The organism is Dyadobacter sp. HNCC25DJ185, from assembly GCF_056895195.1.
Genome location: NZ_JBXHAR010000002.1, coordinates 139,996 through 164,322, shown reverse-complemented (window position 1 = coordinate 164,322; position 24,327 = coordinate 139,996). Strand labels below are relative to the sequence as shown.

Sequence of the window (24,327 nt, the reverse complement as noted above, 5' to 3'; positions counted from 1 at the left end):
TTAAAATATGAGACCTCTTTTCAAAATCATACTTGCTCTTTCCCTGACCTCGTTTTTCGTCCCGTCCTCTCTTTTTGCACAGGACTTTTCATCAGATATCCGGATGAACCAGATCGGGTTTTACCCCAAGGCAGAAAAGATCGCGGTGGTAATTGGTGAAAAAAATGAAGAGTTTGAAGTAAAGGACATTGTCTCCGGCAAAATTGTATTCAAGGGAAAACTTGGCATGCCGCGCACCAGCCAGCATTCGGGCAAAATCAGCCGGGTGGCCGACTTTACAAAATTGCAAAAGGCAGGTAAGTATGTGATGGCGGTGCCCGCCCTCGGTAAATCTGCGCCATTCGAAATTAAGGAACATATCCATCGCGAAGTAGCGGAAGCAGCATTGAAAGGTTTTTACTATCAGCGTGCTTCCCTGGAACTCCCTGAGAAATTCGCCGGAAAGTGGGCCAGGCCAGCCGGGCACCCAGACGATAAAATACTGGTCCACGCGTCGGCTGCTTCGGAAGGAAGACCTGAAAATGCGGTCATCAGCTCGCCAAGGGGCTGGTATGATGCAGGCGATTACAATAAGTACGTAGTGAATTCGGGCATTACCATGGGTACACTTCTCTCACTTTACGAAGATTATCCTTCGTATTTCGAGCATTTCAATGTAAACATCCCGGAAAGCAATAATGGTGTTCCCGACCTGCTCGATGAAGTAATCTGGAATCTTCGCTGGATGCTCACCATGCAGGACCCGGGCGATGGGGGCGTTTACCATAAACTGACCAATCCGCGTTTTGATGGAATGGTAATGCCGGATGCTGCAAAAAATCCAAGATATGTGGTTCAGAAAAATACCATCGCCACGCTGGACTTAGTCGCGGTAACCGCCCAGGCAGGGCGCATACTTAAAAACTTTGAAGACAAATTTCCCGGATTATCCGACTCTTGCATCACTGCCGCGGTGAAGGGCTGGGAGTGGGCGAAAAAGAACCCGGGTATTTTTTACAATCAGGATGAACTGAACAAAACATTTGACCCGGACATTGTAACCGGTGCTTATGGGGACCGAAATGCAAGTGACGAATGGATATGGGCCGCCTCAGAAATGTATGCATTGACCCAAAAAGAAGATTATATCAAGGGCATGAACTTGGAAACTGGCAAACCAATGCCGCTTCCCACATGGAGCCAGGTACAAGCACTTGGTTATTACACGCTGCTGCGTTTGGCAGATGATATCAAACTGGAAAAACAGCTGGCTGAGGCGTTGAAGGGCCATATCATCCGATTTTCTGATCTGTTACTGACCGATCTTGAAAAACAACCCTATCACACGGCTATGGGTAAAACCGCCAATGACTACGCGTGGGGCAGCAGCTCGGTAGCGGCAAACCAGGGAATTGCGCTCCTCTATGCGTATCGTCTGACGAAGAATCCAACGTATGCGCAGGCAGCATTAGGGAATCTGGATTATCTGTTGGGCCGCAACGCTACCGGCTATTGCTTTCTGACCGGCTTCGGTTCCAAAAGAGTGATGCATCCACACCACAGGCCGTCCATAGCAGACGGCATTGCGGATCCCGTTCCAGGTTTGCTTTCTGGAGGACCTAATCCGGGACAGCAAGACAAATGTACGACCTACCCCAGCAAGTTCGCGGACGAATCCTTTACCGATAACGACTGTTCCTACGCTTCTAATGAGATAGCTATCAACTGGAACGCACCAATGGTCTATCTCGCGGCGGCGATGGAAGCGCTGATGGAAGCAAAATGATTATTGCTTAACAGATTTTACTGGCACTGTCGGTGGGGTTTCGTTATAGCCCTTTTTTCCATTCATGTTCTCAGACTCGGATTCGTCAATGGCCTCTTTTTTGAGAACTTTTGACGGTTTCTCGCTGTCATCTTCCTGCCTTGTTTGATCATGCGGACCAGAGGGAGAAGGTGTGCTTCCCTCGATTTCCTCTTCTTCGTTGGTTTGTTGCTGGCTCATGGTAATTGTGTTTTTCAATACACCGTCAATTTTTATTCCTGCCGTATCATGTACCTATAATTCCCCACCCGCTCCCTTTAAAGGGATCCGATCGGAATAGATTTTAAGGTCTGAAGTCTTTTATTTTGATCAAACCATCATTTCTAACTAAAAATCTGCCGCCATGAGCATTTTCGAATCATTTTCCCAATTGAGTACGCTGCTAAAAACCATTGATATCCGTGCGGTGAGCAAGCTTTCCAAAAAAGTGGATCTCAACCAACTGATGGGCATCGTTTCCAAAATGAGTGAGGAGGACCTGAGCAAAATGATAAAATTGATGCAAAGCGGCTCCGGAAAGAAAAAAGCGGCTCCGGTTATAAATGGTGATTTTTATGAACTGGCGGGAACACTTTTGCCCGAAGAGCGTGAAACCCAGCAGAAAGTAAGGGACTTTATGGAAACGGAGATCCGCCCCATCGCCAATCATTACTGGAACAAGGCGCATTTCCCGATGCACATGATCCCATTAATGGCTAAGCTGGATATTTGCGGGTTGACTTATAAAGGATACGGATGCGCAGGGCGGTCGGCGCTGTTGGAAGGTTTTATTGCGATGGAAATGGCCAGAGTGGATTCGTCTATTTCCACTTTTTTCGGGGTGCACAGCGGTCTGGCGATGGGGTCTATTTACTTATGTGGTTCCGAAGAACAGAAACAGTACTGGCTTCCGATCATGCAAAAAATGGAAATCATTGGCGCATTTGGGCTTACGGAGCCGGAAGTGGGTTCGGGAGCCGCCGGCGGGTTAACTACTACCTGCAAACGTATCGGTGACGAGTGGGTGATCAACGGCCAGAAGAAGTGGATCGGCAATGCTACGTTTTCTGATATTACCATCATTTGGGCGAGAGATCTGGATGACAATCAGGTAAAAGGATTTATTGTAAAAAAAGAGAATCCCGGTTTCAAGCCCGAAAAAATGGAAGATAAAATGGCACTCCGAACGGTACAGAATGCTTTGATCACACTAACGGACTGCCGGGTACCGGACTCAGACCGTCTTCAGAATGCCAATTCTTTTAAGGACACGGCGAACATCCTGCGCATGACCAGGGCTGGCGTCGCCTGGCAGGCGGTGGGCTGTGGCAGGGGCGCTTACGAGCTTGCGTTAAAATATACCCTGGAAAGAAAACAATTTGGCCGCCCGATCGCCGGGTTCCAACTGGTGCAAGATCTGCTGGTTACTATGCTCGGTGATCTGACCGCCATGCAAACAATGGTTTTTCGCCTTTCGCAATTGCAGGATGGCGGTGTGCTGACCGACGAGCATGCATCCCTTGCAAAGGTATTTTGCACATTACGAATGCGCTCCATCGTCGATCACGCAAGGGAACTCTTCGGTGGTAACGGTATTTTGCTGGAATACGACATTGCCCGTTTTGTGGCAGACGCGGAGGCCATTTATTCTTACGAAGGCACCAAAGAGATCAATTCTCTGATCGTCGGAAGGGCTATTACCGGGGAAAGCGCTTTCGTGTAAGGCTACAAAGTCCCTGATTTCATCCGGTTAAGCGTATTTTCGAATGAAGTAGAAGTCATTCCGGTGGCTTTTTGCGCTTCTATTGCTTTGGTCTGCCATTCCACGGCTTCGATCCTGCGATCCAGTTTATAGAGCAAATGAGCATAAGTATCGAGGTAACCGGGGTTTCCGGTTGGCTTGCTGTTTGTCCTGAGTGCCATTAATTCGTCAGACCATTCAATAGACCTTTGGGACCAACCCAGCGCTTTTTCAAGATCCTGTTTCGTTGTGGCCCATTCCCAGAAGTGCCAGGCCCTGTTGTTCAGCTCAATGTGGTAGAATTGAGAGGGCATGGAAGTCTTGAAAGTCTGCGTACTGCTGCCTTGTTTGATGACCGGCTTGCTTGCCTTCATCTGGTCGAGGGCTTTTTGGTCCATCCTTTTTAATGAATCCAGGGTTACCGGAAGGTAGTATCTTTCTATAAAAATAGCTGCTGCGGCGAGATAGATGGATGTGTCTTTCACAGCGTGGTAATAGTTCAGCAAAGTTCCGTAGTAGGCCATTCGCCCTCTTTCGGGTTGGTTTGTGTATGTATTATTGGCAAAATACGCTACTCTGGTAGCCAGGGCGGCGTCCTTTTTTGCGACAGCATTCCTGAACGAACTGCCAATAATGCCGTTGTTGAAAGCAATGGCCTGACTAACAGGAACGGATCTGTACAAACTGTCAATCAGCGAGGGCTTCGTGGCGCTTTGTATTTTTTGGTACGTTTCGCTGTCCAGGGCAGGGCCTTGCTGATAGATAAATTTGAGGGTATTGAAATTGTTCATGGAATCGGCCGGTAGGCCCCTGACGTATTCGTCCAGCAGGTCATCTGCGGGTAGCCGTGCCGCACGACGCTTTACAATATATTCCTTCAGCAATTGGGGGCTGCGTTCACCCGATTTGTAATCCTTTTCATAATCGTTTAATTGTTTGCTTCCTTTTCTGCCCAATGCAATGTCCGCCTGCTCCGCATAAACCATCGCCGCATTGGTCGAGCCATTGTAACGGTGTAATATGTTCCCCTCCGTGTCCACGAACAGTGAAAGCAAGGACCCTTTGATCTGTAATTTTTCTGCAAGTTTTTTCCCGTTCTCAGTTTCCACGTTGCTGCGGATCGCCACGAAATTCTGTTCGAATTTTTCTTTTAAGAGAGAGCTCGCAAAACCCTGTGAAGCTACCTCATTACATTGCTCACACTGGCTGTTTTCCAAATGGATGAAAATCAGTTTCTTTTCCTTTCGTGCTTTTTTTGATAATTGTTCCCAGGTAGTGTTCGGATCAACGAATGTAATCTGGGCTGAAACTGAAAGGGATAGGAGCGCCAAAACGAAGCTTAGAGTGAATTTCATGAATACCTGCTTTTGGTGAGACATTCAAATGTAAATTTTTTTATGTAACCGCCTGTTGTGTTTTTGTTAAATTCTGTCATCAGTTTGCCCTGCCAGATCGCTTTCGGAGTGTCGGACGTAGCCCTCAGATTGGGCGCCCATGAGCTGCAACGTGTTCATGTGAAGTTACTCTAGCAGAAGAAAAGCACACAGCTACGAAGTAAGTTGGAGGACAGTCGAAACGTGAAAAATAGCGGACACGGGATGCCGCGCAAACTATTGATTGTCAGGCGCACAAAAAAATTAAGGCCTTCCGGGCGGCAAAAATGCGGAAAAAGATAGAAATTTGATTTCCGAAAATGACCGTTAAATAAGTATATCTCAACATAATGTAATTGATTATAAGCGAAATATGTTTCGGAAAATGATCAAAGGAACATTTGATTTAAACAATTGAATAAAATTGATTATGTGTAGTGAGAGAATTGTTTTTGGAAGCATAGTTCCTTTGCATTTTTGACCTCTGTAAACCCTACCCAAAAAATGTCCATACTCTACGTTGACCATGAAATTAATAACCTCAATTCCTTCAAGGCGACTTTCCGCAGGGATGCCGAAGTATATGTTGCCAGCTCAACAGCCGAAGGCTTAAAGATTTTAAGCGAAAAGAAGATCGACGTAATTTTCGCCGACCATCAAATGCCCGGTATGACAGGACTGGAATTCCTGAAGATGGCATCCAGCCAATATCCGATGGCAGTGCGGGTTGTACTTACCGGCAATGCCTACACCGACGAATTTAAGCTGGCTGCGCAAAAAGGGTACTTTCATAATTATGTTAACAAGCCATGGGACGAGCAGCAGCTGAGGCGCCTCATGATCTCTCACATGCTCTAGGTATTGTACTCACATCAAAGTAAGTGTGGTTGTCCGCACCCACTTAGGCCACGATTGTCTTTGCCGGTTGTAGGGCGAGGATCAATGGTGGCTTTGTTGTGAAAAAAAGCAGTGGTAATGCGCACTTCACTGGCATACAGAGGTACAAAAAAATTGCCTTACGAATATTTGTTGAAAATATATTGATTACATTGTGAGATCAATTTCATAGATTTCATTCTTCATTCCAACCGAAAGGCCAAACGTTATATAATGAAAAGGAGAGATTTCATGCAAATGTCTGGTATGGGAATCGGCGCTTTGATGTTGCCCTCCGTTCCCGTCATTGGCCATCCTGTTGCTGCCGAATACCTGCTGGAATCGTGGCTGGACGCGGCAGAAAAAAAACGGCTGACCGAAATTGCCTTGAACGCGGCCAGAAGCAAGGGTGCTACCTACACGGATGTACGGATCGGCAGGTATCTTCAGCAATTTCTTTTTACACGCGAAAAACAGGTCCAGAACATTGTCAATGCGGAGTCCTATGGGATAGGGATCAGGGTTATCACCAATGGGACCTGGGGGTTTTCGGCGACAAGCGATGTGACACCCGATGGTATTGCGAAGTGCGCTGCAACCGCGGTAGAAATTGCAAAAGCCAACTCAAAATTCCAGAAAGAGCCAGTCGTACTTGCGGAACAGAAAGGGGTAGGGGACAAAACCTGGAAAACACCAATCAAAAAAAATGCCTTTGAAATCCCGATCCGTGAAAAAATTGATTTATTGATGAATGTGAATGGCAAAGCTGTGGATGGCGGCGCCAGCTTTGTTACATCAAATCTCTTTTTTGTAAACGAACAAAAGTACTTCGCTTCTTCCGACGGGTCGTTCATTGACCAGGACATTCACAGGATCTGGCCCACTTTTACGGTAACGGTCACAGATAAAGCAGCCGGTAAATTCAAGACGCGCGACGCCATCAGCTCACCAATGGGCATGGGATATGAATATCTGGACGGACTTGCTTCCGAAAAAATTGCAGGCCCCAATGGGCTTGTCGGTTACCGGGACTCTTATGATATGGTGGAAGACGCAGTAACTGCTGCAAAACAGGCGAAGGAGAAAATTACAGCAAAATCTGTCCAGGCGGGCAAGTATGACCTGGTTTTAGACCCCAACCATCTGGGATTGACCATACATGAGTCAGTGGGTCACCCGACCGAGCTGGACCGGGTATTGGGCTATGAAGCCAATTACGCGGGTACCAGTTTCGCGACATTGGACAAATGGCAATCCAAAAGTTTCGCTTACGGCAGCAAGCATGTCAATATCATTGCCGATAAAACACAGCCGCATACCTTGGGCGCCGTGGGCTATGACGACGAAGGTGTGCCTTGCAAGGAATGGGACATTATCAAGGAGGGTATCCTGGTCAATTACCAGGCGATCCGCGATCAGGTCAAGATCATTGGTGAAAAAGAATCGCATGGCTGCTGCTATGCCGATAACTGGAATTCGGTGCAGTTTCAGCGCATGCCGAACATCTCCCTGAAACCTGGTACCGAGAAGCGGAGTGTGATGGATATGATCAAAGGTGTTGAGAAAGGTATTTATATTATTGGCAGGGGTTCTTATTCGATTGATCAGCAACGCTATAACTTCCAGTTTGGCGGACAGGTCTTTTACGAAATCAAGAATGGGGAGATCACCGGGATGCTCGACGATGTAGCTTATCAATCCAATACCCAGGAATTCTGGAACTCGTGCTCGCAGTTATGTGACAAGGACGACTACCGCACATTCGGTTCGTTTTTTGACGGAAAGGGCCAGCCAGGCCAGGTAAGCGCTGTCTCTCACGGAAGTTCGACCACCCGTTTCGACGGTGTAAATGTGATTAATACGGGGAGGAAAATTTGAACCTCATTACACGGAGTCCGATGACGCCATGGAGTCGCACAAAGCCTTTTTTGCATCGTGCATGCGCCCTTGGACCTTGGCAGACCGCCCGGCTCCCCAGGGAGGACGTAGAAATCATTCCTGACCCAAAGACACAACATACTCACAAGCTCCTATAAAAGCTGATAACCAATGGCTATTTTATCCAAAGAAGAAGCAAAGAAAATAATCGATAAAGTACTGGCATTTTCGAAGGCCGACGAGATGAGTGTCAGTCTTGCAGGCGATAAGAGCGGGAACATACGCTACGCCAGAAACTCCGTCTCAACCAGCGGAGAGACATACGACCTTTCACTTTCCGTAACCTCCGTTTTCGGCAAAAAATCGGGAACGGCGACAATTAATGAATTTGATGATGCCTCGCTGGAAAAAACGGTGAGGCGCGCTGAGGAAATCGCCAAACTGGCACCGGATAACCCTGAGTATATGCCAGTGCTGGGGCCTCAGCAATATCTGGATACCAACCCTTTTTCGGAAGCGACGGCGGCAATCAATCCGGATTATCGCGCGCAGGCCGCATTCAATAGTATTGACCCTTGCGTCAAAAAGGACCTGACGGCAGCAGGTTTTTTACAGGATAGCGCCGGCTTTACGGCCATTGGCAACAGCAAAGGGCTGTTTGGTTACAGCAAAGCTACCTCGATCGATTTTTCGATCACAGTCAGGACGGCCGATGGAAAGGGTTCGGGTTATGTTGCCCGCGATTACAATGATGCTTCTAAGCTCGACACCAAATCGGCCACGGAGATTGCCATGCAAAAAGCAATGGCTTCTGTGAATACTAAGGCATTGGAGCCCGGCAAATACACCGTGATCCTGGAACCCACGGCAGGCGTAGATTTGCTTCAAAATATGATGCGGAGTATGGACGCCCGGAACGCAGACGAAGGGCGCAGCTTTTTAGGAAAAAAAGGTGGCGGAACCAGACTTGGCGAAAAGCTATTCGACGAGCGGGTCAATATTTATTCGGACCCGATGAACCTTGAAATTCCGGATGCACCGTTCAGTGGAGACGGCAGGCCGCAGGAAAAGGTATCCTGGATAGAGAACGGAGTGGTTAAAAACATGTATTACTCGCGATATTGGGCTCAAAAACAAGGTTTGAAGGCGATTCCGCCGCCGTCGGGCTTTATTTTTGCGGGCGGTACCGAGTCATTGGCCGACCTGATCAAAGGAACTGAAAAAGGGATTTTGGTAACCCGTTTCTGGTATATCCGTGCGGTGGACCCTCAGACTTTACTGTACACCGGCCTAACCCGCGACGGTACATTTTACATTGAAAACGGACAGATCAAATATCCGGTGAAAAACTTCCGGTTCAACGAAAGCCCGGTCATCATGCTGAACAACCTGGAAGCTATAGGCAAGCCGGTACGTGCCAGCGGCAACCTCATTCCGCCGTTAAAGATCCGCGACTTCACATTCACCAGCTTGTCCGACGCAGTGTAACTGACGCAGTGTAACTGACGCAGTGTAACTGACGCAGTGTAAATGAGGGAATTACCCTATGTCGGGCTAAAAGCTACTTCTCGAAAGACAAAGCCATTTAAACTAATATCCGGCCTTACATACAAAGTGGATTGACCGGGGCGCCCCTTTTCATTACCTTATGAATTGCGCGTTTTCCAATCCCAAACTTATATCATCACTTATAGCAAACATTTACACCTTGAAAAGAAGAGACTTTGTACAATTGGCTGGATTAGGAACCGGAGCGTTCCTGCTACCTGGCCTTGCAATGGGGAAGATTGTTTCTCCGGAGGCATTTCTCAATCCGGGAGATGACGTTGCCGTCAAGAAAAAGCTGGCCGATGCAGCCCTCAATGCAGCCAAATCCAAAGGCGCTTCTTATGCTGATGTCAGGATCGGGCGTTATCTTAATCAATTTGTAATTACCCGTGAGGACAAAGTACAGAACATCGTCAATACCGAATCCTATGGGGTAGGTGTAAGGGTTATCGCCAACGGATGCTGGGGTTTTGCGGCCGTGGTAGATGTAAAAAGCGAGGCCCAAATGGCGAAAGCTGCCGAAGATGCCGTGGCGATCGCAAAAGCCAATGCCAAACTCATGAAGGAACCGGTACAGCTTGCCCCTCAAAAAGGTTTTGGCGAAGTAAGCTGGAAGGCGCCGATCAAAAAGAATGCATTTGAGGTGCCGGTAAAAGAAAAAGCTGACCTGTTGCTTTCTGTGAATGCGGCGGCAATGTCAAACGGCGCCAACTATGTGAATTCCATTCTTTTTCTGGTCAATGAACAGAAATATTTCGCCTCGACAGACGGTTCCTATATCGATCAGGACATTCACCGGATATGGCCCATTTTTAACATCACGGCCATTGACCCCAAAACCGGAAAGTTTGAGACGCGGAACGCGCTGAGTGCGCCCATGGGAATGGGCTACGACTATCTTCAAAGCAACCCGGCAGACAAGGTTGCCGGCGTGACAACCCGTTATAAGATGGGCTACGATATGCTTGAAGACGCCACGGCAGGCGCCAAACAAGCTAAGGAAAAATTGACTGCCAAGTCTGTGGAAGCTGGTAAATACGACCTCATCCTCGACCCTTCCCATTTGTGGCTCACGATCCATGAGTCGGTAGGTCACCCGCTGGAACTTGACCGTGTACTCGGATATGAAGCGAATTTCGCGGGGACTTCCTTTGCCACACTGGACAAATGGCAATCCAAAAATTTCCAATACGGCAGCAAGCAGGTAAACCTTGTCGCCGACAAGCTGCAGGTGGGCTCGCTGGGAGCGGTTGGCTGGGATGACGAAGGTGTGAATACCAAAAAATGGGACCTCGTCAGGGACGGTGTGCTGGTGAATTACCAGGCGATCCGCGACCAGGTGCATATTATCGGAGGAAAAGAATCCCAGGGATGCTGCTATGCCGATAGCTGGAGCTCTGTTCAATTCCAGAGAATGCCGAATGTTTCTTTGGAGGCAGGCAAAACGCCTTTGTCCGTCGATGACATGATCAAGGACGTCAAAAAGGGTATTTACATCATTGGTGACGGCTCGTTCTCAATCGACCAGCAGCGCTACAACTTCCAGTTTGGGGGCCAGTTGTTCTATGAAATTAAGGATGGAAAAATTGTGGGTATGCTGAAAGACGTGGCTTATCAGTCCAATACCCAGGAGTTCTGGAATTCATGCGTGCAGGTTTGTGATGAAAAAGACTATCGCTTGGGTGGTTCTTTCTTTGATGGAAAAGGTCAGCCGTCCCAGTCCAGCGCTGTTTCGCACGGAAGCGCAACGGCCCGTTTCAACGGAGTGAATGTGATCAATACTGCAAGAAAAATTTAACCAGAACAGCCATGTCAATCATATTAACTGAAGCAGAAGCAAAAGCACTATTGCAAAAGGTGCTCAAATATTCCAAAGCCGATGAGTGTGAGGCAAACATTCTGGGCGAGGAAAGGGGTAACCTTCGTTACGCAAGAAACGAAGTATCAACCAGCGGATCCCTGATCAACCAAAATTTGCAGGTCCAATCCGCCTACGGTAAGAAAGTGGGTGTTGCCACTGTAGATGAATTCAGTGACGAATCCATTGAGCGATGTGTGCGAAGATCGGAAGAACTGGCGCAACTGGCCCCGGAGAACCCCGAATACGTGAGTGTACTCGATCCCCAGACTTATCTCAAATCAAGCGGTTTTTTTGAATCGACAGCGGCAGTCAATCCTGATTTCCGCGCGGAGGCGGTCATGAAAAGCCTCGAATTGTCGAGAGCCCAGAACCTGACCGCGGCCGGCTTTCTGGAAAATCAGAAAGGCTACACCGCCATGATGAATTCCAAAGGATTGTTCGCTTACTATCCGAGTACGAGCGTCAATTTTACGCTGACTGTGAGAACCCCCGACGGAAAGGGATCGGGATATGTAGCGAGGGGATACAGTGATGTGAAAAAACTGGATACGGCCGCTGCGACCAGGATTGCCATTCAGAAATCATTGGGTTCGGTTGAGGCGAAGGCTTTGGAACCGGGCAAATATACCGTGATTCTGGAGCCGACGGCTGCGATTGTCCTGCTTGAAAATATCTATTTCAATTTTGACGCGAGGAGCGCGGATGAAGGCCGGTCATTCCTGAGCAAGCCGGGAGGCAAAACCAAGCTCAATGAAAAGATTGTCGACGAACGCGTCAATATTTACTCCGATCCCTTAAATCCCGACCTGCCAGGGTCCCCTTATTCGGGCGACGGGCAGCCCGTCAAACGGATCAACTGGATTGAGAAAGGGGTCGTTAAAAACCTGGTCTATTCCAGGTACTGGGCGCAAAAGAACAATGTGAAACCCGTTCCTTTTCCAAGTAATGTGATCATGGAAGGGGGCACCGCAACAATGGAAGAAATGATCAAATCGACCAAGCAGGGAATACTGGTAACCAAGCTCTGGTACATCCGCGAAGTGGACCCACAGACATTGCTGCTCACTGGCCTTACCCGCGACGGCACATTTTATATCGAAAACGGCGTGATCAAACATCCGATCAAAAACTTCCGTTTTAACGAAAGCCCTGTGATTATGCTCAATAATCTCGAGACATTGGGCAAGCCTGAAAGGGTAGTAAGTACAGAATCGGACCGGAATTACTTGGTCCCGCCAATGAAAATCAGGGAATTCACATTTTCATCACTTTCCGACGCGGTTTAGTTTGATGGGTTGATACGGAGGCATGAAACCTTTTTTCTTTACAAGACTTCAGTATACTTCTGGAAATTGGGATACAGACCAGCGGATGCCGTCCAATCTGCTGCATTCGCTGGTTGAGTATACTACAGTTCCCATCGATGAAAAAGAAAAAGTGGTACAGCTCAATAGTAACGAGATTTTTAAAAGCCCGTTCTGTTACCTCAGCGGCCATAAACTGGTCGAATTTTCATCCCAGGAGCGCGACCATTTCAAACGATATGTCCGGAATGGCGGCTTCGTTTTCGTCGATGATTGCAATCATGATATCGACGGACTTTTTGCAAAATCGTTTGAGCAGGAAATGGAACGGACATTCGGACCCAAGGCCTTGCAGAAGATCCCGAACAATCACCCGATTTACAATTGTTTTTTCAAATTCGAAGACGGCCCCCCAACTACTTCGTTTGAACTGAACGGCTGGGGCGACGACCTCGTGCACGATTATCTGAAAGCGATCACCATCAACGGCCGTATCGGGGTTCTGTATAGCAATAAAGACTACGGCTGCGAGTGGGACTACGATTTCAGGAACAAAAGGTTTTTAGCAGTGGATAATACGCGGTTTGGTGTGAATATCGTGATGTATGCGCTGACGGCGTAAAGGGAATGTCAGGGATTGTCAGGTGTTGTCATTTATTGTTTCAGTGTTAGCTCATTAAAGTTGTCACCCTGAGCGGACCGGGCCGCCGGGCGGTCGAAGCACGTTTCTGGCTGGGCACTACGCCGTTGGGCGCTCTTCCTAGCCAGTAACGACCTTCGGATCCGCTCAGGGTGACAATAAAAAGATCACTCAAAATTGGATAGAACATTAGAACATTATAAAACGCTCGTAGCCAAGCTACCTTTGCTGAAAAGAGAAATCGCCAAAGTCATCGTTGGCCAGCAGGAAGCGATCGATGAGATACTGATTTCTTTGCTGGCGTCGGGGCATTGCCTTCTGGAGGGGGTGCCGGGACTGGCCAAAACATTGATGGTGAAAACCATGTCTGAGGCATTGCATATGAGTTTCAAGCGTATTCAGTTTACGCCTGATCTGATGCCGGGGGACATTGTAGGAACGGAAATACTGGAAGAGGACCACGAAACCGGAAAGAAGTTTTTCAAATTCAACAAAGGGCCGCTGTTTGCCAATGTTGTATTGGCCGACGAAATTAACCGTACCCCTCCCAAAACACAGGCCGCATTGCTGGAAGCCATGCAGGAAAAAAGTGTGACTTACGGAGGAACAAACTACGAACTGCCGGGGCCGTTCCTGATCATCGCAACCCAGAATCCCATCGAACAGGCCGGTACTTATCCTTTGCCGGAAGCCCAGCTCGACCGGTTTTTGCTGTACATCAAGCTGAGCTATCCCAGTGAGCACGAGGAACTCAATGTTTTGAAAGGCACTACCGGTTCGGCCCGTGTACAGATCGGGCGGATACTGAACGATGTAGAAATCGGCGAGCTCCAAAAACTGACCAGGCAGGTACATATCAGTGATGAACTGATCGTGTGGATCAACAAACTGGTGCGTGCCTCACGGCCGGAGGGGAGCCCCTCGGATTTTGTAAAAGAGTGGTGTGACTGGGGCGCCGGGCCACGAGCGGGACAGGCATTGGTGCTATGTGCAAAGGCCAGAGCGGTCATGAATGAACGGTTTGCGGTTGTTCCGGAGGACATTCAAACACTGGCTTATCCCGTGTTAAGACATCGCATCGCCATGAATTTCAGGGCCGAAGCGGAAAATATCACCACGGATCAGGTAATCGGGGAGTTATTGAAAATAGTAAAACCGTAGTCTGGGCCATGCCCCCTGCCTCTAAAGCGATGATTAGCAGAATGCCACCCGCCTCTTTTCTGGGGCAACGAACCAAAGCAAAAAATGGCCCAAACAAATCTCCTGGCTTCCCACCTGATCAAACTCAAAAATCTTCAGCTGACCGGCAGGCTGGTGAGCGAGGAATTGATGTTGGGGATTCATAGCAGCAAACGTTCCGGGATTGGCATTGAGTTTGAACAGTACCGGCATTACGAGCCTGGAGACGACCCCAAACGCATCGACTGGAAGTTATTTGCACGCACCGATAAACATTTGATCCGCGAATCTTCGACGGAAAGCGACCGCCAGATCCGGTTTGTACTGGATTTGAGTGGCTCGATGAATTATACTGAAAAGGGCGTCAGCCGGTTGCAGTATGCACAAATTTTGCTGGCGTCACTGGCTTATTTATGCTATATACAGAACGATCAGATGAGCTTATATTCCCTGAAAAACGGGACTGTACAGACATTAAGCACCGGCGGGTCAGCCTCTTCCGGGCGGCAGGCCTTTCAGAAAATATTGGTCGGGTTGGAAAAGACGGTCGCTGCCGGCGAATGGGGCAATCAGGCGGAGGGGCTTTTAAAATTTCCCGAATTGCAAACTAAAAAGAAGGAGCAGTTGATTTTTGTCAGCGACCTCCTTCAGGCCAGTGACGAATGGCTGAGACTCGTCAAGTCGCTTGCGAACCCTTACCGTGAAATTGTTATTTTTCAGATTTTAGGTGATGAAGAGGCAAATTTCAACCTAAAAGGTTTTTACCGCTTTGTGGATTTGGAAACCGGACGCGAGATTGAACTGGATGCGGAATCGGTAAGGGAGAAATTCCGGAGTGGAATGGATGAGTATTTGGCGAATTTAAAGGAGCAGTTGCGAATCCCGCAGGTCCATCTGGTTACCGCCCGGCTGAGTGACCCGATAGGAATGGTATTGAAGACATTTTTAACCAAAAGAAAAGGATAATGGAATTGTTGCAGCCTTCCTGGCTTTGGGGGATGCTGGCTTTGGCGGTGCCGGTTGCGATCCATTTCTGGAACCAAAAAAAGGGCATAACCCTTGAATGGGCCGCCTTCCGCTGGCTTTTGGATAAAACTACACTGAATCACCGCGGGATCAGGCTTCATGAGATCCCCCTCATGCTGATCCGGTGTTTGTTGCTTACTTTACTGGCTTTGATATTGGGTAAGCCGGTGTTGGGTTGGTTGAACCAATCGGCTGAAAAACAAACCATTCACCTTGTTCAGCCTGATCGCGCCCTGGTCAGTAATTTTCGTTTTGAATTGGAAAATGCATTGAAAAAAGGGGAAAAGGTGTACTGGATCGGTCCTGAAAAAAGTCGGGTCGATGCACTTTACGGGTTTCCCAGCTCGGATGATAGCGCCTTGTATTTGCAATCAACGATCAACAAAACGGCGGAAGCGGCGAGCAGTTTTAAAATATATCTCCATCCTTCCCAGCAGCTGGCAGCGTTGCCGAAAGTGTATGTACCTGCTTCTTTCCAAATAGATGCGCTGGTAGATTCGTCGGGGCAAAAGATGGACAAGCTGAAATTTGGGCCAGGGAAAGCAGTGAAGGTGTTGTTGCATTATAAAAATTCAGTTGAAAGGGAAACAGCCAGGGCGGGCCTGATGGCATTGTTGGATGTGTACCAAGTTCATTTTCAGATAGATGTGATTGCAAATGTGAAGGAAAAATACGCCCTGGTGCTGACCGATAGTGTGTCAAAATCAATCGATCCGCATACGTTGTACATTGTTTCGGGCAAAGTCAAGAAGTTCAACGTGCCAACCAACGTATTGCAAATTACTGATTCGCTCCGGCTGCCGACCTCGGAAGCTGTTGAGAACGGCCGGTTGCCCGAACTGTTTGGCCAGGCTCTGATAGAGCACGACCGGCTGAATGAGAATAACCTACCGTTGAGCACCAGGCAGTTAAATGCGATGTTTGTCCAAACAAAGCCTGCCAGGGACCTCGGGGCCGGTCAGGCGAGGAAATGGCTGCTTTTATTGTTCGTGCTGACTGCGCTTTTGGAACGCTGGATGTCGCTGCGTAAAAATCTGAATCCCGCTTATGCCTAGATTAGAAAAGCTTGTCAGCTCCGTCACCAACCAACTGTATGTTACCGATGCGGTCCGGTGCATTTTGCTGGCAGGTTCGGCGTACCTCCTGGGCGCCGGCTTTTCACCATCCCTTGCGGTTCCATCGGCTTTTGCAGGTATGCTTGCCGGTATCTTTCTCACCCGGATTTATCAGAAGAAGAAACAGAAAGCCATCAGCCTCATCCACCAGTATTCGGGAGAGACGGAATATAGCTTGCATCTGCTGGGAAAAGACGACCTTAATATGGCGGAAAGGTTGCAATTGGAAAGGATCGCAGACAGGGAAGCTACGTTCCCATTCGGGAAACTCTATGCCGGAATCAACTGGTATTTAGCGATTTTAGCGGTCTCACTGACCTTTTATCTGCTTTATCCAAAGTTCGTTGGTTCTGCAAAGCGATCCTCCAATGCAGTTTCGGCGGAACGTCATGTAACTGAAACGAAGGACCCGCTGGTGCCGCCCGCTTTCGAATCGGCGCTGGTTTCGGTGCAGCCACCAGCTTATGCTCAATTGCCAAAGCGCCAATCGCAAGACTTGAATGTCAGCGCACTTTACGGTTCAGTGATTCGGTGGAACGTGCGGTTCGATGACGCAGACCAGCTTGCAGTAAAGCTGGTGAATAGCCGAGGCGAGGAAATTTCCTTTGCCAAAAGCCACACCTCCTTCACCTATAGCGACCGTCTGACGGGTTCCGGATTGTATTCGATCAAAGGTTATTGGAAAGATTCATTGGTGTATCAGTCAGGCTTTTACAAACTGGAAGCAATACCGGACCTCGCTCCGAAAATTGAGCCCGCTTCCAAAGAACTATATCAATACCATCATCTGAAAGACAGCCCGACGATCAAAATCTCGGCAAAGATTTCCGACGATTTTCAGGTGAAACAGGCATTTATTGTTGCGACCGTAGCAAGAGGAGCGGGGGAGAATGTGAAGTTCCGCGAAGTGCGTTTTCCATTGTCTTCGAATTTTAAGCAGTCGAGCCTGCAAAAGACAATCCATCTGAATGAACTCAATTTTGCTCCAGGCGATGAGCTTTACTATTATTGGGCAGCCGTTGACAACAAGCAGCCGGAAGCAAATTTCAGCAAATCGGATACTTATTTTCTGGTTTACAAAGACACGGCACAGGTGGAGGAGGCAGAGCTGGCAACCATGGCGGTGAACATTATGCCTGAGTATTTCCGCAGTCAGCGGCAGATTATCATTGATACTGAAAAGCTGATCGCGAAGCGAAAGAAGCTTCCCAAACAAGAATTCAATTCGGCTTCCAATGAAATTGGTTTTGACCAAAAAGTGCTCCGCTTGCGGTACGGCCAGTATTTGGGAGAGGAATTTGAGACGAGTATCGGAGGCCAGGGAGCGGAGGGCGATGTTGTCGCGTCTTTCACACATCATTCCGATGGCACCGGTGAAGGTGCCGAGCAGCGCGTCGCTGAACCCGAGCACCATCACGAAAATAAGCCTAAAGAGGAAACTGTCAAGGACCCGCTGGCGGCTTTGATGGAACAATACACGCATGCGCATGACAATGAGGAAACCAATACTTTCTACGAACAATCAACGCGAAGTTTGCTGAAAATGGCCCTGGAGCAAATGTGGCAGTCGGAGCTGCATCTTCGGATGTATGAACCGGAAAAAGCGCTCCCCTATGAGAATAAGGCATTGGAATACCTCAAATCTGCCCAGCGAAAGGCGAGGACTTATGTGAAGAAAAGCGGGTACGATCCTCCGCCGATCAAACAACAGGAAAAGCGGCTGACCGGCGAGATGAAGGACCTGGCGACTAACCTCAATTCAAGCAAAGTGTTTACCGACCAACAAATACAGCAACTTGCAAACGAGGTACTTGGGTTTCTGGATTATGGAATTTTAAGTAAACACCAGCAGGCCAGGCTACAGTGGCTGGGTGTGACACTGAGCCAAAGGTTGATCCAGACCGGGCCATTTAATGGCGGTCTACAGAACTGGCCGGTCATTGCATCGCTGCAAAAGCTGGTGAGCAATCAAGTGCTGACTGTCCATGAGAAACAAAATTTAAAAAGTGCATTATATAAATATGCAAACCGGTCGGTGCTGAGCAGGCAGGGGTATGCTGGTGAGAGGAAACTGGAAGAAGCGTTCTGGAAAGAACTTCGCTGATTTGAAAAAGCAATACGAATGATCCAATTTGATTTTGACTGGTCGGATTTGTTGAATAAAGTGGTCCTGGGCTTTGCAATTGCAATTTTACCTTTGCAATTGCGGATGCTTTACAGAGGTCGCGCGACTGGAAGTCCCATTTTTTTGGGACGTTTCGGTTTGAAGCTGACCCTTCATTTCTTGCTTTGGATTGGCATCATCGGCTTTGTCACCCAACCCTTTATTGCAAAAAAAGTATCTTCCCGGAGCCGGATCATTGCTGCAGCAAATGTTCCTTCCGGTTTTACCAATCATTTGCAAGACAGCCTTCATGCCGAACCCGTTACCCTGGCAGACTTGCGAAATTCAAATGCAGATACGCTCATTTTGGCCGGCCAGGATTTTCAGCCTGCGTTGTTTTCGGCATTAAGACAACTGGAGGGCCAGCCCGTTCTTCAATGGTTTCCTTACTTTAAAAAGGATCAGCTTCAGGCCCTGCATTGGAAAGGGATTCTCCGGAAAGGGGAAATGCAAATGGTTAGCGGGACTGTTGCATCTGCCCAAAATCAAATCATAAAAGTCAGGTATGGCAATCAAACGCTGGACAGTGCCTTCCTTAAGCCCGGCCAGCACGATTTCAGATTGAAATTTCCGGCTTTTATACAGGGGCGTACCGAAACGGAGCTGGTGCTGGGAAGAAAGACTCTGGATACAATCCGTTTTTACGCCCGGCCTGCTGAGACGCTGACCGCCCGTTTTTTACTGACCAGCCCCGATTTCGAGACACGTAATCTGGCAACCTGGCTTGGGAGAAACGGGCATGCTGTGAAATATGAGACCGCATTGTCTAAGGACTTGCGATCCAGCCAAAATATCAATACAGCCAAAGAGCCCGACCTGCTTGTGACCGGCCCCGAAAATGTGGGAGATGTTTCAGTAAAAAAGGCGGTTGACAAGGGCAGGAGCGTCCTATTTGTCAACTTTACCAATCCGGAAACAGAAGTTGCGGCTATTAATGCGGCATTGGGGACGAAATTTCGGGTCCGAAAAATCTCGAATGACGAAACCATCCGGATTGCTCCCGAACTCAGCGCATTGCCTTACCATTTTTCGGAATCGGCTTTTCAGCTGACATTGGGCCAATATCCGGTTGCTATCGAACAACGGAAAGGAAAGGTAGGCGTAAGTTTACTGACGGAGACGTTTCCCATGCTGCTCACCGGCGATAGTATCCGTTATGGCAAAATCTGGAACGAAATTCTGGCTCTGGTCCGTCCAGGACTGTCCCGCAACATTGAAATTGATGCGCCGGTTTATGCCGGAACAATGGCCCGGATTTCTGTAAACGGTTTCGGGGATTTCAGGAGGGAGTTGAAAATAGGAAGTGATACCCTATATGCAGATCAATCGCCACTGAATGAAAACTCAGGTTCGGCCACATTTGTGCCGTTGGATTCCGGCTGGGTTATGTGGCATGATTCGGCTGCCGCAGAAGTGTACGTTGGCAATGCCGGTGCCACTATGCGGGCCGCTCAAATGGATGATTTTATCCATTCCCATGAGAACTACCGCTCGTTGCTCTCGAATAGTAACGCAAAGATGAAGAGCAGCGAAAACACGGTCGGCAGAAAACTTCCTGAGTGGTTTTGGTTTACCTGGCTGCTGGTCTTCCTGACCGCGCTTTGGGTGGAAGCCAAGTTCTAGTGATTATCTTTCCGGTCCAAATCTGCCAGATTTACCTGATAAGGATAGGGAACGAGAAACGAATTGGGTTCATTGATCTTGTAGCCTTCCTGCATATACTGTCTGGCTTTTTCAAAATAAAGATCCTTTTGCTTGTTACCGGTAACTTTCATGATCAATCCCATATAGTAATTGGCCGTAGGATGTTGTTCGTAGAGCCTGAGACATTCATGCAACCTGGCTTCGGCCTTATCCAGCTCATTATCTAGGTAATACATAATCCCGAAGTAAAGCAAGGTATTGTAATGGATGTCATTTTGCCCTTCGCCCCTTTTTTGCGTCGCGATATCTTTCAGGAAGTACGTTTCCGCCTTTTCGTATTCGCCTAGTCCTGTATAAGCCATGGCCAGAAAAAAGGAAAAAGAGTGGTCCATCGTGAAAGCAAAAGGCATCATTTTTTCGGCAGCTTCAAAATCGGCTATGGCTTTTTCATATTGCCTGGCAAAGATGCAGTGCAGGTAACCACGGTAGGGTAGCCAGCGGTACGGGTCGAGCTCCACTGCTTTGTCGATATTTTCAAAGGTCTTTTCGATATTCCCCGCGAGGACATAGGCTATTCCCCGCTCCTGATATGCTTCTGCGATACTGGGGCAGATGGAAATAAGCGTGTCGAAAGTCTGGATCCAGGCGGGGTTGTCCATCTTGAACTGGTGTGCCCTTTTGGAATAAACATGAAACAGGCTGTCCTGAAATGATTTTCGCGAGCAATCGGCTACATGCTGGGCAAGAGCAGGCGCTGAAAAGAAGAGTAGGAGGATGATTGCGTTGAGTTTCATGGCTATCAGCAGGTTTATAGTAAAAATAATCATTTTACTCACTGGCGCAATCAAGCCGGGAAGCATATCTAAAAGAGCCAGAGGCTCGACCGATATCCTAACAACGGATTTCAATCCGTTGACGGACAGATGAGTTAGCCTGTCCTGGGGCGCGTGTCTCCGTACACTACTTTTGTACTCAGGGTTGAAACTCGGAGTTAGGTTATCGGTCGAGCCTCTGGCTCTTTTTCTTGTAGGTGTTGTCACTGCATGCCGTTGCAGGTGTTCTTACTGGTTCTTGTTTGGTAACCAAACGTTTTTTATTTTTTAGGAAAATAACACACTATGCAAATCTTTACTTTGCGAATGCACTTTGCTGCACTAAGACAGCTATTAAGAGACAAGTCGGAAGAGATGACTGATGATCAGAGGTTAGATATTTGGAACAAATTGAAGCGTTGCAGGACGTGATTGAGGTTTTAGAAAAGCTTTCAAAAGATTAAACCAGGAAGTGATGGAGACGAAATCAGAGTTAACCCAAGAAATCGAACGATTGCTGGCAGAAGCCGATATTGCGATAAAGGAGGCTACCAATTACCTCATCAGCCAGGGCGAAGTAGTCGACCTGGCTGAATGGGTTACGATGAAGGAATATTGTAATCGTTTTGGTGTGAAGAATGTCGAAACGGTGGTTAACTGGATCAACAGGGGCATTATTCCCGCCGAGAACGTCCGTACTATTGAAGAATTTAACAATACCCGCCTGGTTAAGGCCATACCTTACAAGGTGAAGGCTACTCGGACCGGAGGCTCTTAATCGGATTCATCAATGCGGCTTTGATGGCTTGAAAACTGACCGTCAGCAATGTAATCAGCATAGTGCCAAGGCCGGTCACGATGAAAATCCACCAGGAAATGCTGGTACGATAGGTATATTTTTCAAGCCAGCCGCTCAGAAAATAATAGGATATCGGTGCCGCGATCAGGAATGCAACGCAGACCAAAATCACGAAATCCCTGGAAAGCATGGCCCATACATTGACAATCGTGGCGCCCAGTACTTTTCTCACTCCGATTTCTTTGGTACGCTGCTCCGCGATGAAGGACGCAACGCCAAACAGTCCGAGGCAGCTGATGATCACGGCGAGGACCGCGAAGAATGTCGTCAGCTTGGCAATACGCATTTCTTCGTAGAACTTTCCGGCATAATCCTGGTCTACAAATGTGCTCTCAAAAGGAACGCCCGGGTCGTATTTTTTGAAAACGGCTTCAATTTTGCTCAATGCCGAGCTGACGCTGATGGAAGGGTTGACTCGAACGCTAACTACGTCAAATCCGCCTTTGCCAACGGTGAAAACGATCGGCTTGACCGGTTCATAGGGCGAGCCGGTGATCATATCCTTGATCACGCCGATGATGTGGAAGGAGTTATCGAACCACTTCATATCCTGCCCGACGGGGTTTTTGAGGTTCATGAATTTAACTGCCGCCTCATTGATCACCAATCCTACGGAGTCCGAGGCCAGCTGTTTATCGAAATCGCGGCCATCTACAAACTTCCAGCCTACGGTTTTTCCATATTCATAAGAAATTTCATTGAAATCAAAATCGGAAGACATGGCGGGATCTTTTCCTTTCCAGACCAAACCGCTCGTGCTCGACCAGGAATTGGTAGCAGGACTACTCGACGCGCTCATATCCAGGATTGCCCCGCTGCTGATCAGTTCACTGCGGGCTGCGTCGAAATGTTTGATTATATCGTCTGTTGACAGATACACCGTAATCAAGCCTTCGCGGGTATAGCCCACTGGACGATCTTTCGCAAACTGAATCTGCCGGTAAACCACAATGGTGCCGACGATGAGAATGATCGAAACAGTAAACTGCACTACTACCAGCGTTTTTCTCGGAATAGCCGCGAACCGGCCTGCTTTGAATGTTCCCTTTAAAACCTTAACAGGCTGGAATGAAGACAGATATAGCGCGGGATAGCTTCCGGCAATGATCGCAGTAACAATGCTGAAGCAAACACCCATAATCCAGAACAGCGGATTTGTCCATAACATTGTCAGCTTTTTGTCGGCTACTTCGTTGAAAAAAGGAAGTGCCAGCAGCACGAGCGCAATCGCAATTACGAATGCAAAACCGACCACCAGGAAGGATTCGCTGAAAAACTGCGTGATCAACTGTTTCCTGATTGAACCTACAGCCTTGCGGATACCAACTTCCTTTGCCCGTTTTTCGGACCTCGCGGTACTCAGGTTCATGAAATTAATGCACGCCAGCAGCAACACAAATGCGCCTATCACACCAAAAAGCCAGACATTCTCGATCCTGCCGCCCACGCGCTGGCCATTTTTGAATGTGGAATAGAGATACCATTTCTCCATCGGGTTCACAAAAACGTCCGGCTTGAATTTCTGCTGTTCCGGGCGTATATGCTTCTTTTTTACGTCTTTGATCCGGGCAGAGACCTGGTCTACATTGACATTGTCATTCAATTGCGCGAAAATCTGGTGGCTGTTGGGCCGCCACGGATCTTCCATTGTTTCCAGGTAAGCATTATTAGCCTGGTACAATGTATAGGGCATCATCAGTTCCAATTGTCTAAATGAAGTGTTATGAGGCAGGTCTTCGTAAATACCCGTCACTTTGAGGTCCATCTTGTTATCGACCTTGATGATTTTGTCCATCGGGTCAGCGTCACCGAAAACAGCTTTTGCTGTACTTGCCGACAGCATGATCGAGTTTTGATCTTTCAGGCCCGCCCAAGTCCCTTTTAACATTCTCAGGGTCAGCATTTCCGGCGCATGCTCGTCAATGAAATTCCCCATTTTCTTGATTTTCTTATCGCCCACGGCCAGCACGTGCCCGTTGGTCCAGGTCGACATTAATACGTATTTGAAATTGTTGCCGTAGGTCCGGCGCAGTTCCTCGCCAAGTGGATAGGGCATGGACACTTGCGTGTTGACTTCGCCATTACGGCTCTGGTGCTGCATTACCTGCACGATCGTGTCGAAGTTTTTGAAATACTTATCGTAAGAGAGTTCATCATAAATCCACAAGCCAATGAGCATAGCTACGGCCATACCCATGGCCAGACCGGTAATGTTAATAAAGCTGTACGCCTTGTTTTTAACCAGCGTGCGCAGGGAGATTTTAAAATAGTTCTTGATCATTTCAGGGCTAAACAGATAAGTGGAAGAATAGGGACTGGGTTTTCTTTTAATAAAATAGGGTTGAATGTATCTCAATGCTGCAAGCAGGTAGTAGAAGCTTGCTTTCTTTGGGCCATTTGATTTGGTCTGGATCACAAATACTTCATGCAGATCGCCTATCACATCTTCACGAAAATGAGGCGCTATGATGGTTTTGAGCAGCTTATCGATCCATTTGGGAGGATTATTCTTGTCTCTTTGCAT

18 protein-coding genes are annotated in these 24,327 nt (G+C 48.1%); 14 read left to right on the top strand and 4 right to left on the bottom strand.

From position 1 onward, the window contains the following. The first annotated feature begins 7 nt into the window (after positions 1–7). On the top strand, positions 8–1,765 hold the full coding sequence (locus tag AC1XUF_RS06010; protein ID WP_483340763.1) for a glycoside hydrolase family 9 protein: 1,758 nt from the start codon (positions 8–10) through the stop codon (positions 1,763–1,765). On the opposite strand, the gene AC1XUF_RS06005 is transcribed toward AC1XUF_RS06010, so the two are convergent. After that, positions 1,766–1,984 carry a hypothetical protein gene (locus AC1XUF_RS06005; protein ID WP_483340762.1) on the bottom strand — a complete coding sequence of 73 codons (219 nt, stop codon included), beginning with the start codon at positions 1,982–1,984 and terminating at the stop codon, positions 1,766–1,768. Positions 1,985–2,147: 163 nt separating this feature from the next. On the opposite strand from AC1XUF_RS06005, the gene AC1XUF_RS06000 reads away from it, so the two are divergent. Then, positions 2,148–3,506: an acyl-CoA dehydrogenase family protein gene (locus tag AC1XUF_RS06000; protein WP_483340761.1), complete on the top strand. Its 1,359-nt coding sequence runs from the start codon at positions 2,148–2,150 to the stop codon at positions 3,504–3,506. A gap of 2 nt (positions 3,507–3,508) precedes the next feature. On the opposite strand, the gene AC1XUF_RS05995 is transcribed toward AC1XUF_RS06000, so the two are convergent. Continuing rightward, the gene (locus tag AC1XUF_RS05995) at positions 3,509–4,879 is read right to left on the bottom strand and encodes a thioredoxin domain-containing protein (RefSeq protein WP_483340760.1); all 1,371 of its coding nucleotides are present in this window, start codon (positions 4,877–4,879) and stop codon (positions 3,509–3,511) included. Positions 4,880–5,401: 522 nt separating this feature from the next. Between AC1XUF_RS05995 and AC1XUF_RS05990 the strand changes: the two genes are divergently transcribed. The 11 genes from AC1XUF_RS05990 (at position 5,402) to AC1XUF_RS05940 (ending at position 20,111) form a co-directional block, all read left to right on the top strand. Continuing rightward, positions 5,402–5,755: a response regulator gene (locus tag AC1XUF_RS05990; protein WP_483340759.1), complete on the top strand. Its 354-nt coding sequence runs from the start codon at positions 5,402–5,404 to the stop codon at positions 5,753–5,755. A 252-nt stretch (positions 5,756–6,007) separates the two neighbouring features. After that, on the top strand, positions 6,008–7,651 hold the full coding sequence (locus AC1XUF_RS05985; RefSeq protein WP_483340758.1) for a TldD/PmbA family protein: 1,644 nt from the start codon (positions 6,008–6,010) through the stop codon (positions 7,649–7,651). Between the two features lie 171 nt (positions 7,652–7,822). Further along, positions 7,823–9,139 (top strand): TldD/PmbA family protein, encoded by a 1,317-nt coding sequence (locus AC1XUF_RS05980; protein ID WP_483340757.1) that lies wholly within the window; start codon positions 7,823–7,825, stop codon positions 9,137–9,139. Between the two features lie 220 nt (positions 9,140–9,359). Then, the gene (locus tag AC1XUF_RS05975) at positions 9,360–10,997 is read left to right on the top strand and encodes a TldD/PmbA family protein (RefSeq protein ID WP_483340756.1); all 1,638 of its coding nucleotides are present in this window, start codon (positions 9,360–9,362) and stop codon (positions 10,995–10,997) included. Between the two features lie 11 nt (positions 10,998–11,008). Continuing rightward, positions 11,009–12,346, top strand: coding sequence for a TldD/PmbA family protein (locus AC1XUF_RS05970; RefSeq protein ID WP_483340755.1), 1,338 nt, complete (start codon positions 11,009–11,011; stop codon positions 12,344–12,346). Between the two features lie 22 nt (positions 12,347–12,368). Next, entirely contained in the window at positions 12,369–12,986 is a 618-nt protein-coding gene (locus AC1XUF_RS05965) for a DUF4159 domain-containing protein (RefSeq protein WP_483340754.1), read from the top strand. 195 nt (positions 12,987–13,181) lie between these two features. Continuing rightward, positions 13,182–14,165, top strand: coding sequence for an AAA family ATPase (locus AC1XUF_RS05960; RefSeq protein ID WP_483340753.1), 984 nt, complete (start codon positions 13,182–13,184; stop codon positions 14,163–14,165). A gap of 84 nt (positions 14,166–14,249) precedes the next feature. Continuing rightward, positions 14,250–15,149 carry a DUF58 domain-containing protein gene (locus tag AC1XUF_RS05955; RefSeq protein ID WP_483340752.1) on the top strand — a complete coding sequence of 300 codons (900 nt, stop codon included), beginning with the start codon at positions 14,250–14,252 and terminating at the stop codon, positions 15,147–15,149. Further along, a complete protein-coding gene (locus AC1XUF_RS05950) occupies positions 15,149–16,264 on the top strand; it encodes a BatA domain-containing protein (RefSeq protein ID WP_483340751.1) in 1,116 nt (371 codons plus the stop codon). Before AC1XUF_RS05955 ends, AC1XUF_RS05950 begins: the two co-directional genes overlap by 1 nt. Continuing rightward, positions 16,257–18,428: a hypothetical protein gene (locus AC1XUF_RS05945; RefSeq protein ID WP_483340750.1), complete on the top strand. Its 2,172-nt coding sequence runs from the start codon at positions 16,257–16,259 to the stop codon at positions 18,426–18,428. Before AC1XUF_RS05950 ends, AC1XUF_RS05945 begins: the two co-directional genes overlap by 8 nt. 18 nt (positions 18,429–18,446) lie before the next feature. Then, on the top strand, positions 18,447–20,111 hold the full coding sequence (locus tag AC1XUF_RS05940; RefSeq protein ID WP_483340749.1) for a hypothetical protein: 1,665 nt from the start codon (positions 18,447–18,449) through the stop codon (positions 20,109–20,111). Here the strand turns inward: AC1XUF_RS05940 and AC1XUF_RS05935 are convergent. Then, positions 20,108–20,926, bottom strand: coding sequence for a tetratricopeptide repeat protein (locus AC1XUF_RS05935; protein ID WP_483340748.1), 819 nt, complete (start codon positions 20,924–20,926; stop codon positions 20,108–20,110). The genes AC1XUF_RS05940 and AC1XUF_RS05935 overlap by 4 nt on opposite strands. A 493-nt stretch (positions 20,927–21,419) precedes the next feature. On the opposite strand from AC1XUF_RS05935, the gene AC1XUF_RS05930 reads away from it, so the two are divergent. Continuing rightward, entirely contained in the window at positions 21,420–21,722 is a 303-nt protein-coding gene (locus AC1XUF_RS05930; RefSeq protein ID WP_483340747.1) for a hypothetical protein, read from the top strand. Here AC1XUF_RS05930 and AC1XUF_RS05925 read toward each other — a convergent pair. Further along, entirely contained in the window at positions 21,700–24,327 is a 2,628-nt protein-coding gene (locus AC1XUF_RS05925) for an ABC transporter permease (RefSeq protein WP_483340746.1), read from the bottom strand. The two genes, AC1XUF_RS05930 and AC1XUF_RS05925, sit on opposite strands and share 23 nt — an antisense overlap.